8 protein-coding genes are annotated in these 14,208 nt (G+C 72.7%); 7 read left to right on the top strand and 1 reads right to left on the bottom strand.

Annotated elements, in window-relative coordinates:
• Positions 1-82 precede the first annotated feature (82 nt).
• From ASF39_RS17565 to ASF39_RS17540, 6 genes are all read left to right on the top strand, one after another.
• Positions 83-1,297, top strand: coding sequence for an MFS transporter (locus tag ASF39_RS17565; RefSeq protein WP_056286479.1), 1,215 nt, complete (start codon positions 83-85; stop codon positions 1,295-1,297).
• 67 nt (positions 1,298-1,364) lie between these two features.
• Positions 1,365-2,510, top strand: a complete 1,146-nt coding sequence (locus ASF39_RS17560) for an MlaE family lipid ABC transporter permease subunit (protein ID WP_055888372.1) — start codon at positions 1,365-1,367, stop codon at positions 2,508-2,510.
• Positions 2,511-2,707: 197 nt separating this feature from the next.
• Positions 2,708-3,427, top strand: a complete 720-nt coding sequence (locus ASF39_RS17555; RefSeq protein ID WP_244472460.1) for an ABC transporter ATP-binding protein — start codon at positions 2,708-2,710, stop codon at positions 3,425-3,427.
• A 74-nt stretch (positions 3,428-3,501) separates the two neighbouring features.
• Positions 3,502-4,584: an MlaD family protein gene (locus ASF39_RS17550; protein ID WP_055888374.1), complete on the top strand. Its 1,083-nt coding sequence runs from the start codon at positions 3,502-3,504 to the stop codon at positions 4,582-4,584.
• Between the two features lie 111 nt (positions 4,585-4,695).
• Positions 4,696-5,274, top strand: a complete 579-nt coding sequence (locus ASF39_RS17545; RefSeq protein WP_055888376.1) for an ABC-type transport auxiliary lipoprotein family protein — start codon at positions 4,696-4,698, stop codon at positions 5,272-5,274.
• 12 nt (positions 5,275-5,286) lie between these two features.
• On the top strand, positions 5,287-5,727 hold the full coding sequence (locus ASF39_RS17540; protein WP_056286296.1) for a DUF1489 domain-containing protein: 441 nt from the start codon (positions 5,287-5,289) through the stop codon (positions 5,725-5,727).
• A gap of 156 nt (positions 5,728-5,883) precedes the next feature.
• Here ASF39_RS17540 and ASF39_RS17535 read toward each other — a convergent pair whose 3' ends face one another.
• Positions 5,884-13,566, bottom strand: a complete 7,683-nt coding sequence (locus ASF39_RS17535; protein ID WP_056286292.1) for a hypothetical protein — start codon at positions 13,564-13,566, stop codon at positions 5,884-5,886.
• A 283-nt stretch (positions 13,567-13,849) separates the two neighbouring features.
• Here ASF39_RS17535 and ASF39_RS17530 point away from each other — a divergent pair, with 283 nt between their 5' ends.
• On the top strand, positions 13,850-14,191 hold the full coding sequence (locus ASF39_RS17530) for an Hpt domain-containing protein (RefSeq protein ID WP_056286289.1): 342 nt from the start codon (positions 13,850-13,852) through the stop codon (positions 14,189-14,191).
• Positions 14,192-14,208: the final 17 nt, after the last annotated feature.

The raw sequence follows: 14,208 nt of genomic DNA, 5'->3' as shown, positions 1-14,208 counted from the left end.
CCGTCAGGTTGACACGATGACTTTAACGACGGCTTTACGCTGAAAACCCGGCCCGTCGCCGGGGCCCACGCCTCCGGTGCCCGTGCAAAGCCGTTCTCCCCGTCTCGCCGACCCCGGTTCGACCGAGCCCGGCGCGGCGCGGCTGTCGCTGCTCTACGCGGTGGTCTTCGTCGAGATCGGCATCGCGATGCCGTTCATGCCGGTCTGGCTGAATGCCCTGGGCCTCGACGCGCGGGTGATCAGCGCCCTGCTGGCCCTTCCCATCGCGATCAGGATCGTGGCGACGGCGCCGCTCATGGGCCTGATCGACCGGGGCCTCAGCGCCCGCAGGCTGATCGTGGCCGGGAGCCTCGCCCTGGCGGCGACCTATGCCCTGATGCCGGCCGGCGCGACCGTCGGCTGGTGGGTCCTCGCGGTCCTCATCGCGCTCAACGCGGTCGCCGGCGCCTCCCTGGTGCCGAGCATCGACTACCTGACCCTGGCCGCCGTGCGCGCGAGCCACCGCCTCGACTACGCCCGCATCCGCATGGCGGGGTCGATCGGCTTCCTGGCCGCGAGCCTCGCCGGCGGCCTCCTGCTCGACGCCTTCGGCGAGCGCCCGGCGATCCCGTGGCTGCTCACCGGGCTCGCCGTCATCGCCGCGCTCACCGCCATCGCCGCCCGCGTGCCGACGCCGGTCGCGGTGGCGGTGACGCGGGAGACCGGCCGCCCGCGGCTCCCGGCCGTCCTCTGGATCGCGGTGGCCGCCGCCGCGGCGATCCAGGCGAGCCACGGCGCCATCTACGCCTTCGCCAGCATCCACTGGGGCGCGCACGGCATCTCGGCGCCCTGGATCGGCGTGCTCTGGGCGATCGGGGTCGTGGCCGAGATCGTCCTGTTCTGGCTGATCGGCAGGGCGCCGGCGGCCTGGCGCACGCCGTTCCGGCTGATCGGGATCGGCGGGGCGGCCGCCGTCCTGCGCGCCGTCGGCATGGCCCTGTTCGGCGATCGCCTCGGGCCGGTGCTGGCCCTGCAGCTCCTGCACGGCTTCACCTTCGGCGCGACGCAGCTCGGCGCCATGGCCGCCGTCTCCCGCTTCGCCCCCGAAGGCGCCCGCGGCCGCGCGCAGGGCACCTTCAGTTCCTGCAACGCCCTGGCCTCGGCCGTCTCCACCCTCATGAGCGGACTGGCCTATGCGGCCGGCGGCGGAATCCTCGCCTTCCTGCTGATGGCGCCCCTGGCGCTGGCCGGACTGCTGCTGGCGGGCCTCGGCCAGCGCCGGGCCGGACGCGAAGCCTTCACAACGCCTCGTTTGTGAGTCAGCAGACCCCGGGCGGGGGCTAGGGACGGGGGCGCGTCGCGCCTCACCACGGGAGTGTCGATCTGTGCGAACCGCCGATGCCGTCCAGGAGCGCGACCGCGCCGGCGCCACCCTCCTCGAGGGCGGGACCGTCGCGCTGAGCGGTCGCTGGACCGCCGACGAGGCCCCGGCCGTGGAGGCCGCCGCCGCCCGCATCACGCAGGACGCGCGCGCCCAGCCGGTGCGGATCGACCTGTCCGGCGTGATGCGCCTCGATACCCTCGGGGCCTGGGTGCTGGAACGCACCCGCGGCGAGGTCGAGGCGGCGGGCGGCACGTTCGTCTATGCCGGCGCCTCGCCCGAGCACCGCATCCTCCTGCGCGAGGCGCGCATCCTCAGCCCCGTCCCTGTGCCGCCGGCCCGCCGCGGCCGGGTCTACAGCTTCCTCGAGGCCTTCGGCGTCCGGGTGGTCGGGGGCAAGACCGACCTCGTCACCGGCCTCGCGTTCCTCGGCGAGGTGGTGCTCGCCTGCCTGCGGGTCGCCTCCCGCCCCAGCACCTTCCGCGGCACGGCGCTCGTCAACCAGATCCAGCAGGTCGCCTTCAACGGCGTGCCGATCATCGTGCTGATCTCGTTCCTGGTCGGCGGCATCGTCGCGCAGCAGGGCATCTTCCAGCTGCAGCGGTTCGGCGCCCAGAGCTTCGTCGTCAACCTCATCGGCCTCCTGATCCTGCGCGAACTCGGGGTGCTGCTCACCTCGATCATGGTGGCGGGCCGCTCAGGCAGCGCCTTCACCGCCGAGATCGGCTCGATGCGCATGCGCGAGGAGGTCGACGCGCTGCGCGTCATGGGCCTCGACCCCATCGAGATCCTGATCGTCCCGCGCATCCTGGCGCTGGTGATCGGCCTGCCGATCCTCGCCTTCCTCGCCTCCCTGGCCGCCCTCGCGGGAGGCGGGCTGGTGGCCACCCTCTACGGCGGCATGACGATCGAGGCGTTCCTGTCGCGCCTGCAGGCCGCGGTCTCGATGCACCACGTCGCGGTGGGGCTGATCAAGGCGCCGTTCATGGCGCTGATCATCGGCATCATCGCCACCATCGAGGGGTTCGCGGTCGAAGGCTCGGCGGAATCCCTCGGCCGCCACGTCACCGCCTCAGTCGTCAAGTCAATCTTTATGGTGATCGTGCTTGATGGTCTCTTCGCCGTCTTCTTCGCGGCCATCGATTTCTAGGCAGGGTGGCGCGCCGACGCCTCACGCCGCTCAGGCCCTTGGTCCGTCGCAGGTTTTCGACGCAAGACCGGTGACGACATTTGCGAAACCCGCTGACGCCCGTGACAGACTCACCCCATCCCCCCGGCGCCACGCCGCCACGCGACGTGATCATCAGCGTGCGCGATCTCGTCGTCGGCTTCGGCGACAAGATCGTCATGAAGGGGCTCGATCTCGACATCTACCGCGGCGAGATCCTCGGTTTCGTCGGCCCGTCCGGCCAGGGCAAGTCGGTGCTCACCCGCACCATTCTCGGCCTGGTGCCGAAGCGCTCGGGCACCATCGAGGTCTTCGGCGAGAACGTCGACGGGCTCTCCATCGCCCAGCGCCGGCGCATCGAGCAGCGCTGGGGCGTGCTGTTCCAGCAGGGCGCCCTCTTCTCCGCGCTCACCGTCAAGCAGAACATCCAGATGCCGATGCGCGAGCACCTGAACCTGTCCGAGCGCCTGCTCGACGAGTTCGCGCGCCTCAAGATCGAAATGGTCGGCCTCAAGCCCGACGCCGCCGACAAATTGCCCTCGGAGCTCTCCGGCGGCATGATCAAGCGTGCGGCGCTGGCCCGGTCGCTCGCCCTCGACCCGGAAGTGCTGTTCCTCGACGAGCCGACCTCCGGCCTCGACCCGATCGGGGCCGGCGAGTTCGACGAACTCGTGGCCACCCTCAAGCAGACCCTGGGACTGACCGTCTTCATGGTCACCCACGATCTCGACAGCCTCTATACCGCCTGCGACCGCATCGCGGCCCTGGGCGACGGGCAGATCATCGCGCAGGGCCCGATCGAGGCGATGCTGGCCAGCGACCATCCCTGGCTGCGCTCCTATTTCCACGGCAAGCGCGCCCGCAACATCGTCACCGACAAGGTCGGCGTGCATGCCTGACGCTTGCGCCCTCCGGCTGCGGCGTGCGTCGGCGCACAGCGCATCCGTCGCCGATCCCGGACAGGACTGACATCATGGAGACTCGTGCGAACTACGCCCTCATCGGCGCCTTCACCCTGGCGGTGATTGTGGCCGGCTTCGGCTTCGTGTTCTGGCTGCAGGGCGGATCGCGCAGCCAGCTGCGCGAAAGCGTGCGCATCGTCTTCTCCGGCAGCGTCGGCGGCCTCGCCAAGGGCTCCACGGTGACCTTCAACGGCATCAAGGTCGGCGAGGTGATGAGCGTGCGCCTGCTGCCTCAGGACCCGCGCCGGGTGGTGGCGATCGCCGAGGTCGACAGCACGACGCCGTTGCGCGCCGACACCCGCGCCCGGCTCGATTCGGCCCTGCTCACCGGCGTCTCCGTGGTGTCGCTGAGCGGCGGCAACGCCGATGCGGCGGCCCTGACCCCGGCCAGCGGCGACCAGATGCCCACCATCTTCGCCGACAGCTCCGACATCCAGGACATGATGACGGCGGCCAAGCAGATCGCCCAGCGCGCCGACGACGTGCTCCAGCGCCTCGACAAGATCGTGGCCGGCAACGAGGGCGCCATCACGCGCACGCTGGCCAACGTCGAGGCGTTTTCCAAGACCCTGGCCGAGAGCGGCCCGGCGGTGAGCACCCTCGTCAAGGCGATCGACGGCCAGAAGCTCAACCGGGTCATCGACAACGCCGAGCGCTTCTCGACGGCGCTCAGCACCGCGAGCCCCGACATCGAGGGCGCGGTCAAGGACGCCCGTTCGCTGGCGGGCAAGCTCAACAGCTCCGCGGACCGGGTCGATGCCGTGCTGAAGGGTGCCCAGGGCTTCCTCGGATCCGCCTCCGGCGAGGCGGGATCGAGCACCTTCGCGGAAGTCCGCGATGCCGCCATCTCGGTGCGCGACGCCGGCCGTGCCTTCCGGGCGCTGTCCGAAAATCTCGACAAGCGCACCGCCAACATCGCCACCAGCTTCAACCGCCTGAGCGGCACCGGCCGGCGCGAGGTCGAGGCCCTGTCCACCGACGGCCAGCGCACCCTCAACACCCTCAACCGGACGGTGAAGAACCTCGAACGCGATCCCTCGCAGGTGATCTTCGGCGGCAAGCCGTCGTTGCCGGAATACAACGGCGCCCGCTGATCGCAGCCGCGAGCGTGCCGGTGTGTCCGCGCGCACGGCACCAAACGAGCGTTGCCGTAGTTTAGTGGTCGCAGCGTTTCGCGCTGCGATAGCGTCCAGGCCTCCCCGCGTATGATGTTCCAGCGACCCGCCCTTGCAGCGATCGTCCTCGCCACGGCCCTCGGCGGCTGCGGCGGGGCCGCGCCGTTGACCTTCGACCTGATGGCCCTGCCGGGCCAGGGCCGGGTCGCCGCCTCCGCCCGTTCGATCGTCGTGGCCGAGCCGGTGGGCCTGCAGCCGTTCGAGGCGGACCGCATCATCGTGCGCGAACCGGGGGGCGGGCTCTCGTTCCTCGGTGGCGGGCAATGGTCCGACCGGCTGCCGCGCCTGCTCCAGACCCGCATCATCCAGAGCCTCGAGAACTCCGGCCGCCTGCGATCCGTCAGCCGGCCCGGCGACAAGATCGCGGCCCAGTACCAGCTCATCAGCGAGATCCGCGCCTTCGACATCGCGGCCGGATCGAGCGAGGCGGTCGTCGACCTCTCGGTCAAGCTCATCGCCGACGCCAGCGGCAGCGTGGTGGCGGCCAAGGTGTTCCAGGCGCGCGTGCCGATCGCGAAGGTCGACCCCGGCAGCGCCGCCGCCGGCCTCGACCGCGCCATGGCCGTGGTCCTGGCCGACATCGTGCGCTGGGTGAACGGCGGGCGCTGACACCGGCCCGCCATGGCGCTGCATCTCCTCAAGCTCTGCGTCGGTCCCGCCTCCCTCGACGACCTCGTGCGGCGGATCGCGGCCAACCGCACCCTCGCCCTGGCCGCCGGCCTCGATCCGGCCCCCGTCCATACGACGCGGATGGTACCCAAGCGCGCGGCCGAGATCGCCGGCGGCGGATCGATCTACTGGGTGATCAAGGGCACGGTGAGCGGACGCCAGACGATCCGCGAGATCGCACCCTTCACCGATGCCGACGGGATCGGACGCTGTCGCCTGGTCCTGGACGCAGCGGTGGTCCCGGTGAGTCCGCGGCCGTGCCGTCCGTTCCAGGGCTGGCGCTATCTGGAGGCCGGGAACGCGCCCCCGGACCTCGGCGACGCCGCGGCCGGAGACCTCGCCGAGATGCCCGAGGGCCTGCGCCGGGAACTGTCGGGCCTCGGCCTGATCTGAGGGAGCGGGCGCCGGAATGGCGTTCACGCGATGTCCGTTCTACCGACGCCGGTAGCCGCGCGCGTCTGCTCCCTTACCCCGACGACCCGAGCTAAACGATCGAACCGGCCCGCGCGGTTGCGGGCCGGTTCGATGCGTCGAGCCCGGCGCCCGCTTCTATGCTCCGTCGAAGCGGCCGCTGGCGTGGGCGAGCATGGTGTAGACCTTGCCGGTCTCGGAGGTGAGATAGGCGTCGGCCCGGCGGCTGTCGCGGTCGTTCTTCGAGACGTCCCCGAGCAGCCGCTCGAACTCGGTCACGTACCGGTCCACCGTGCGGTGGAAGTCGGCATCCGCGCCGTAGCGGCGGCGGATCTCCTCGAAGGTCTGGCGACCCTGCGGCGTGTAGAGCCTAGCGTCGAACAGGTTCGGCTCGCCGCGGCGATAGCGCTCCCACAGGTCCACCGCCGTGCGGTGATCGATCATCTTGGCGATGTCGGTGGTCAGGCTGTCGAGGGTCGCGACCTTGCGCTCGGTCGCCGCCTTGGCGGCGGGGGGAGGGGCGAGGGACACCTGAGGCGAGACGGGGCCCTGGGGTGGGACGGATGCCTGGGACGAGCCGGAGCCCTGCGGAGCGGCCGCCGGGGCGAGCCCCGCCGTCCGGCCCGTCGGTCCACGACCGGAGGACGGAACCGGCACGGCGTTGCGGATCTCCTCCTCGCTGCCCTCGTCGAGCGAGGCACGGGTGAGGAGGTCGGACAGCCAACCGCGATTGTCGCGGCTGCCGCGGACATCCTCCTTGCGCGGGCCGGGGGCGGCCACGCGCAGGGGATCGCCCGGCCGCGGCGCGGCGGTCGCCGGGGTGGACACCGAGCGGGCGGGCCCGGCCTCACCGGCCGCCGTCACCGCGATGACGGCGGGCGGTGCGGGGGCCGGCGGCGGGGCCTGGACCGGCTCGGACTGCACCACCAGACCTTGAGCCGGCGACGGCGCAGCGACCTTGGGGGTGCCGGTCGCAGTGGCGACGCCGGCCGGATTGTCGGCGGGGGCCGGCTGGGCGACGTCGACCGAGCGGTTCGAGCGGGACACCAAAGCCGAGAGTTCGTTCAGCGCCTTGATCTGGTCGGAGACCACCCGGCGCATCTCGCCGGTGGCGTCCTGCGTCTCGCGCGGGATCTCCAGCACGCCGCGCTTGAGGTCGGCGCGGGTGGCGTCGAGTTCGCCGCGGATCTCGGCGGCCATGTCGCGCATGACCGTGACCGATTCGCCGAAGCGCGCGGATGCGGCGGAGAACACCTCCATCATCTGCTCGGAGGCGCTGGCGATGGCCGCCTGAACGACCCGCGTGGTGCGCTCGCCCTCGCTGCTGGCGCCCTCGCGCAGGCGCTCGAAATCGCCGGTGACGGCGGCGCCGGCGCTCTTGGCCGATTCCGACAGGGCGGCACCGATCCCGCGAGCCCGTTCCTCGGCGGCGCGCAGGGTCTGCTCCACCGTCGCGTCGAAGCGGGCGGTCTGGGCCTCCAGCGTGCCGGAGCGCTCCTCAATGCGCGCCAGGACGCCCTCGATCGCGGTCGCCCGCTCGGCCAGGGCCTGGGAGACCCGGCCCTCGATGGTCTCGAGGGACCCGGCGACCTGCGTCAGGCCGCCGACCTGCTCGGCACTGCGCTCGGACAGGACCCGGGCGCGGGTGTCGAGGGTCTCGGCCAGCTCGCCGGCCTCGCGCAGGGCGCCTTCGGCGACCCCCTTGAGGGCGTCGACCTGCTCCGAGACGGCCTGGCTCGCCCGGCGCGTCTCCTCCGCGATCTGCGTGAGGGCGGCCTCGATCTGGTGGACGCGGCCGGCGAGTCCCTCCTCGATCGCCCCGAGGTTGGTGCCGGCACCGGACACGAGGTCGCGAAGGGCCTCGTTGGCGCCGTTGATGCGGCCGAGTACGCCGCCGAGATCGGTGCGCAGGCGGTCGCCGGCATCCGTCAGCGTCGCGATGGCACGCGATGCGCCGCCGTCGATGGCACTGAGCAGGGCATTGGCGGAGGCATCCGATTGCGCCACCAGCGCCTCGGTCCGCTCGCGGATCGCCTCCACCAGGGGCTGGCCGTGTTCGGCCAGGGCCCGCTCGATGGCCTGGCCGCTGTCGTTGAGCGAACCGACCAGGGTCGCGGCCGGGCCCTCGACGAGGTCGCGCAGGCGGTCGGCATGGTGGCCCAGGGCCTCGACCACCTCGGTGCCGCGGCCGTCCAGGGTGGTGACGAGGGCGCCGCCGCGCTCCTCGATGGCGCGGGTGATGACCTCGGCGCTCTCGGCGAGGCGTCGCGACAGGGCCTGGCCACGGCTCTCGATGAGCGTGGCCAGCGCCCCGGTGCGGCGCTCGAAGGCGGTCCCGAGCTCTTCGGTGCGTCCGTCGAGGAGAGTGCTGATCGCGGCGTTGCGCTGGTCGAGGGCGGCACCGAGCGCCGCCGCATGGGCCTCGGCGAGGGCGGCGTGGCGGCTGACGCGCTCGTCGAAGGCGGCGAGCATGGTGGCCGTGCCCTGATCCACCAGGGTGGAATAGGCGTCCTGGCGGTCGTCGAAGGCCGTGGCCAGGGCGTCGCCACGGGAGGCGACGAGGTTGGCGAACACCTTCATGCGGTTGTCGATGCGGCTGGTGAAGGCCTCGCTGCGGGCGTCGACCGTCTGGGTCAGGCTCGAGCCCTGCGCCTCGATCGTCCGCGCGAAGTCGGAGGCCCGCTCTTCCACCAGGGCGTCGAGGGCACGCATGCGCTCGTCGAACAGGGTGGCGAGGGTCTGCGTACGGGCGTCGAGGCGGTCGGCGAGGGCCTCGGCACGGCCGTCCACCAGTCCGTCGAGGGCCCGCAGGATCTCGTCGAACAGGCCGCGAATGCCGCTGGTGCGGTCGTCGATGGTTTTGGCGAAGCGCGCGCCGCCGCCCTGGACCACCTCGTCGAGGCCGCCGATGCGCTCGTCGAACAGGGTGAGCAGCGCCTGGCTGCGCACGTCGATGGCGCCCGTGGCCCGGGTAAGGGCGGTCTCGATGGTCGAGACGAGTTGCTGGCTGCGTTCGGTCAGGCTGTCGCGCAGCGGATCGATGCGCTCGTCGAAGGTGACGGTCAGCGCCCCGGCGTGGCCGTCGAGGAGGGTCCGGATCGCGCCGGTCTGGTCGTCCAAGCTGGTCGCGACGGTGCCGGCATGCGTCTGGAGCAGGCCGCGGATTTCGGCGGTGCGCTCGTCGACGGTGGTGGTGAAGGCGCGGGCATGACCGTCGACGAGGTTGCGCAGGCGGCCGGTGCGGTCGTCGAGGGTCGCCGTCAGGGACTCGCCGTGCTGGTCGAGGAGGCCGCGCATCTGCTCGGTCCTCTCCTCCAGGGTGGCGGCCAGGACGCCGGACTGGCCGTCGACGAGGGTCCGCATGCCGCTCGCGCCCTGCGCGATCGTGGTGGCGAGGCCCTGCGCGTGATGGTCGAGCAGGTTGCGGATCTCGGCGGTGCCGTCGCCGAAGGTCGCGGCGATGGCGCCGGAATGGCCGCCCACGATGGCGCGCAGGCTCTCCGTCCGGCCGTCGAGGGTGGTGGCCAGTTCTTCGGCGTGGTGCTCCAGGGCGGACTTGATCTCGACGGCCTTGTCACCCAGCGCGGTGGCCACGACGGTGGCATGCGTCTCGACGAGGTCGCGGATGAGGCCGGCGCCGCCGTCCATGGCCGCGGCGAGGTCCGTCCGGTGGGTCTCGATGAGCCCGCCGATCCGGGCGGTGCCGTCGCCCAGCGTGGCGGTCACGCCGTCGGCATGACGGTCGAGCAGGCCCCTGATCTGGTCGGTGCCTCCGTCGAAGGTCGCGGCCAGCGTTTCGGAGTGGTCGTCGACGAGGGCGCGGATGCGGCCGGTGCGGTCGTCGAGGGTCGCGGTGATCGCCCCGGTGCGGTCGTCGAGGAGGGCCCGGATCTGGCTGGCCCGGTCGTCGAAGGTATGGGCGAGGGCGCCGGCATGCCCGTCGAGCAGGCCGCGGATCTCGCCGGTGCGGTCGTCGAGGAGGCCGTGGACCGTGCGGACCCCCTCGTCGAGGAGGGCGCTGATGTCGGCGGTGCGGGTGTCGAGGGTCTTGCCGAGACGGCCTTCGCCCTCGGCGAGGAGCCGGTCGGCTTCGGCCACGACCTCGCGCAGGCGGCCGAGCACGGCCTCGCCGCGCTGGTCGAGGAGGGCGCCGAGCGAGGCGCTGCCGGTGTCGAAGAGACGGGCGATCTCGGTGATGCGGCCGCCCAGGGCGCCGAAGACCTGGCGCCCCTTCTCGTCGAGTTCGCTCGTCATGGCCGCGGTGCGGGCGTCGATGAGGGTGCCGAGGTCGTCGGCGCGCTCCGCGAAGGCGGCACGGACCGCCTCGACCTGGGCGGCGAGCGCCTCGTTGGCGCCGCCGCTGCGCTGCTCGACCAGGGCGACGAGTTCGCGGGTGCGGCCGGCGAGTTCGTCGTCGACGGCGCGGGTGCGGCTCTCGATGAGGCGGATCGCCTCGAAGGCCTGGGCGCCGAAGGTCTCGTCGATGAGGCGGCTGCGCTCCTCGAGGGCGGCACCGATGGCCTCCAGGCGCTGGAGGACGCCGGTGTCGAAGCGGCCGACCCCGTCGTCGAGGCGGCCGGCGAGGGCGACCGTCTGCACCTCGATCCGCTCGGCGATTTCGGCCGCACGGACGCCGAGGGTGTCGCCGAGGCTCTGGCTGCGGGCGGCGATGTCCTGGGCCATGCCGTCGGCACGGGCGTCCAGCGCCTGGACGAGGTCGCGGCTGCCCTCGGTCATGATGCGCGCCATCTCGCCGGTGCGCACGATCAGGGCTTCGTTGAGCGCGGTGGCGCGGGCGCCGAGATGTCCGTCGATGTGGGTCACCAGCGTCGTGAAGGTCTCGCCGATCTCGGCGGTGCGCTTGACGGAGCGGTCCTCGAGGGCACCGAGCTGCGCCTCGACGACATCGCGCGCCTCCCGCGTGCGGTCGGCGATGGTCTCGGCCATGGCCTTGCCCTGGACGGTGATGACGCGGTCCATCTCGGCGAGCTGGCCGTCCACGACCTGCGTCAGGGACGCCGTATCCCGCGAGATCCGGTCCGCCAGGATGTCGCCGCGGGAGATCGTCTCCATGAGGGCCGAGAGGCGGTCGTTGAGCACCGCGTCGATGTCGCGGGCGCGGCCTTCGGTGGCTTCGGTGAAGGTGGTCCCGGTGCGCACGAGGGCGTCGTTGACGCGCGCGCCATGGGTCGTCACCGCCATCACCACGTCGCGGGCGACGCCGGCGATCTGCGCCTGCGCATCCTGGGCATGGGTGGCGATGAGGTCGGAGAGGCCGCGGCCCTGGCTTCCGAAGGCGGTTTCCACCTCCGAGATGCGCTGGGTGAGGTCGGCCCGCAGGCCTTCGGCCGCCTGCGCGAGGGCGCCGGTGACCTGCGCGGTCCGCTCCGTCACCTGGTCGCCGATGCCCAGCACAGCCCGGCGCAGGGCCTCGACGGAGGTCTCGGCGCTGCGCTCGAGCTCGCCGCCGACGCCCTGGACCGTTTCGAGCAGGGCGTTGGCCGCCGCCTGGGTCCTGGCGGAGAGGTCGTCCGCGGTGGCCGCCACGCGGCGGTCGAACACGGCGGCGACGTCCGCCGTGCGGGCCTCGAGCTCGCCGGTCGCCCCGGAGGCGGACAGGCGGATGGCTTCGGCGGCGCGGTCGGCGCTGGCGGCGGCGGCGGCCGTCATGTCCTCGGCCGAGCGGCGGAACGTCTGGACGGCCTCGCCGGTGCTGGCGCCGACCGCGTTGGTGGTCTCCTCGGCGGAGCGGCGCAGGGCCTCGACGGCCTCCGCCGTGCTGGCGCCGACGGTGGCGGCCGATGCTTCGGCGGAGTGACGCAGGGCCCTGACCGCCTCGTCCGTGCTGGCGACGACGGAGGTCGTGATCGCCTCGGCGCCGAGCCGGACGATCTCGGCGACCCTGGCGCCACGGCCGTCGATGTCCGCGCCGAGCGCGTCGACGGTGGAGCGCAGGCTGTCGACGGTGCCCGACGCGCGGGTCTCGAAGGTCTGGCCGAGGGAGGTGAAGGCGCCGTCGAGGGCGGTGGTCGCCTCCTGGGTCCGCAGGAGGACGAGGTTGCCGATCCGCTCGCCGGCCGCATCGAGCCGGGTCTCGAGGCCGCCACCCTGGACGGTCACGGTCTCGTGCAGGCGGTCGGCCACTGCGGCGATCCGGTCCGCGATGGCATCGCCCCTGGCGCCGACGCTGGCGGCCAGGCCCTCGGCGGAGGCGACGAGGTCGTCGCGCAGCCCGGCGGCGCTGGTGCTGAAGGTCTCGACGATGCCGGTGGCGGCCAGGACGAGGCCGGCGTGGGCGTCGCGGCTGCGCGTCTCGATGAGATCGGACACGCCGGTGCCGGCCGCCTCGATCTCGGCCCGCAGGGACGCCCCGCGGGTGGCGATGTCCTGGGTGAGGGCGGCGCCGGTCTCGGCGAACCGCGCGGTGATGGTGCCGCCGGTGGAGGCGAACCGCTCGGTGAGTTCGGTGCCGCGGGACAGGAAGGTGGTCTCGAGGGAGCGAGCGGATTCCTCGAAGCTCTCGCGCACGGCGCCGCCCTGGCGGTTGAGCGCCGAGATCACCTCGGCCCCGGTCTCGGCGAGGGTCCTGGCGACCTGGCCGGCGTTGTCGGCCAGCGTCGCGGTGAGGATGCCACCGGTGCGCTCGAAGGCCTGGGTGACCTCGCCGGCACGGCTCTCCAGGGATTGCGCCAGGGCGTTGCCGACGTCGGCGAGGCTGCCGCGCACGCCCTCGCTGGTGGTGGTCAGGCGCTGGACGAGATCGTCGCCACGCTCCGAGACGAGGCCGACCACCTTGTCGCCGGCCACGCCCAGCGCCGCCGTGATGGCGTCGCCGCGGTCGCCGAGCGCCGTGGTGATGGCCTCGCCGCGCGCGTCGAGGGCGCCGGTGACCCGGTCGCCCGCACCGGTGACGGCGGCGACGATGCGCTCGGCCGCGCCGTCGAGTTCCGCCGTGAGGTTCTGGTGGGAGCCGGCGATGGCGCCGCGCACCCGCTCGGCGTTGGCGACGATGGACTCGCGCTGCGCCACGAGTTCGTCGACCAGCGACCGGATGCGGATCTCGTTCTCGGAATAGGCCCGCTCCAGGGTGGCGATCTCGCCGCGCACCAGGGTCTCGAGTTCGCCGGCCCGCGCCAGCGCCCGCTCGACGCCGTCGCCCACCGCGGCCACTTCGCGGCGCACGGTCTGCGACATGGTCAGGACCGCGTCGGTGGAGAAGTTCTCGGGCTCGGCCAGACGGATCGCGACCTCGCCGACGGCGCGGGCGACGAGGCGCATCTCCTGGGCGCGCACGGCCAGCATGGCCATGATCAGGAACAGCACGGTGGGGCCGACCACCACGGTGGCGGCGACGGCGGACTGGAGGGCGGTCATCCCGGCGAAGAAGGCGCGCAGGTCGCCGCCCGACTGCTGCCAGGCCAGGCCGACGAGGGCCCCGATCCAGGCGAGCGCCGCGATCGCTGCCACGAGGTAGGGCTTCGAGGACGGGCGCACCCGCAGGGTCTGCTGCAGGATGCCGATGTTCTGGCGGTCGTCGTTGGCCACCAGCGAACGGTCGGGGGGCAGGAGCCCGCCCTCGCGCCGGGGCCGCGAACGATCGGCCTGGGCGAGGTCGGACACCAGCGGGGGATCGAGGTCGAGGCGTGGGGGGGCGAGGCGTCCGTTGCGGTCGAGGAGGTCGTCGCCGTCGCCGACGTCGGGCAACCGCGGCTCGACGCGCTTGTCGTCCCGCTCGGGGGTCAGCATGTCCAGGTTCAGAGCTTGTTCGATCGCGGAAAGCGCCGCCTCGGCCGGATCCTTGAGCTTCTTTTCCGTGGCCATCCAACGCCTCGTCACGCGAGCCCCGACCCACCGCTGTCACCGGCGGGCGGAGTCATTTTTACCGATTTACCAAGGAAGTTTAGACTTCGCCGCCGGGCCGGGATACCCGAGCCGGGCGAACCACCCGAAAAACCTTAACGGAATGGTTACCAAACGAAAGCCCGAACTCCGGCAGCGGGCTATCCGCATGATGCCTCAATGCTTAAGCGCCTGCGAACCGCCGCCGCATGGCCTGTGGACAGCCGCCCCCCGGTTCGCCCGCGCAGGCCCAGGATCGCCCCACGTGTCGTCTCCCGCCCTGATCGACCGCGCCCATCTCGACGCCCAGACCTTCGGCGATGCCGACCTGGCGCGGGAGGTGCTGGCGCTGTTCGCGCATCAATGCGCCGTGCTCCTGCCCCGCATTCGCGAGGACGGGCCGGCGTCGGCGCCGCGGGCCGACCTCGTCCATACCCTGCGCGGCTCGGCCCTGGGGGTCGGGGCCGCCGCGCTGGCCGCGCTCTGCGCCGAGGTGGAGGCGGGCCTGCGCGCCGGAGACCCCGCACCTCCCGGCCTCGCGGATATCGCGAGGGTCGTCGCCGACACGCTGGCGGCCATCGACCGCCTCGGGCCCGACGCAAGCTGACCCGTGCGGCAAAAGCG

Origin of the sequence: Methylobacterium sp. Leaf108 (assembly GCF_001423265.1) — a bacterium.
Lineage (GTDB): Bacteria > Pseudomonadota > Alphaproteobacteria > Rhizobiales > Beijerinckiaceae > Methylobacterium.
This window is presented reverse-complemented; position numbering and strand designations above follow the sequence as displayed.

What these genes read in the sequence shown, in the direction of transcription:
- ASF39_RS17555 (WP_244472460.1), top strand. Translation starts at nt 2,708, where the DNA reads ATGAAGGGGCTCGATCTCGACATCTACCGCGGCGAGATCCTCGGTTTC.
- ASF39_RS17550 (WP_055888374.1), top strand. Translation starts at nt 3,502, where the DNA reads ATGGAGACTCGTGCGAACTACGCCCTCATCGGCGCCTTCACCCTGGCG.
- ASF39_RS17545 (WP_055888376.1), top strand. Translation starts at nt 4,696, where the DNA reads ATGATGTTCCAGCGACCCGCCCTTGCAGCGATCGTCCTCGCCACGGCC.
- ASF39_RS17540 (WP_056286296.1), top strand. Translation starts at nt 5,287, where the DNA reads ATGGCGCTGCATCTCCTCAAGCTCTGCGTCGGTCCCGCCTCCCTCGAC.
- ASF39_RS17535 (WP_056286292.1), bottom strand. Translation starts at nt 13,566, where the DNA reads ATGGCCACGGAAAAGAAGCTCAAGGATCCGGCCGAGGCGGCGCTTTCC.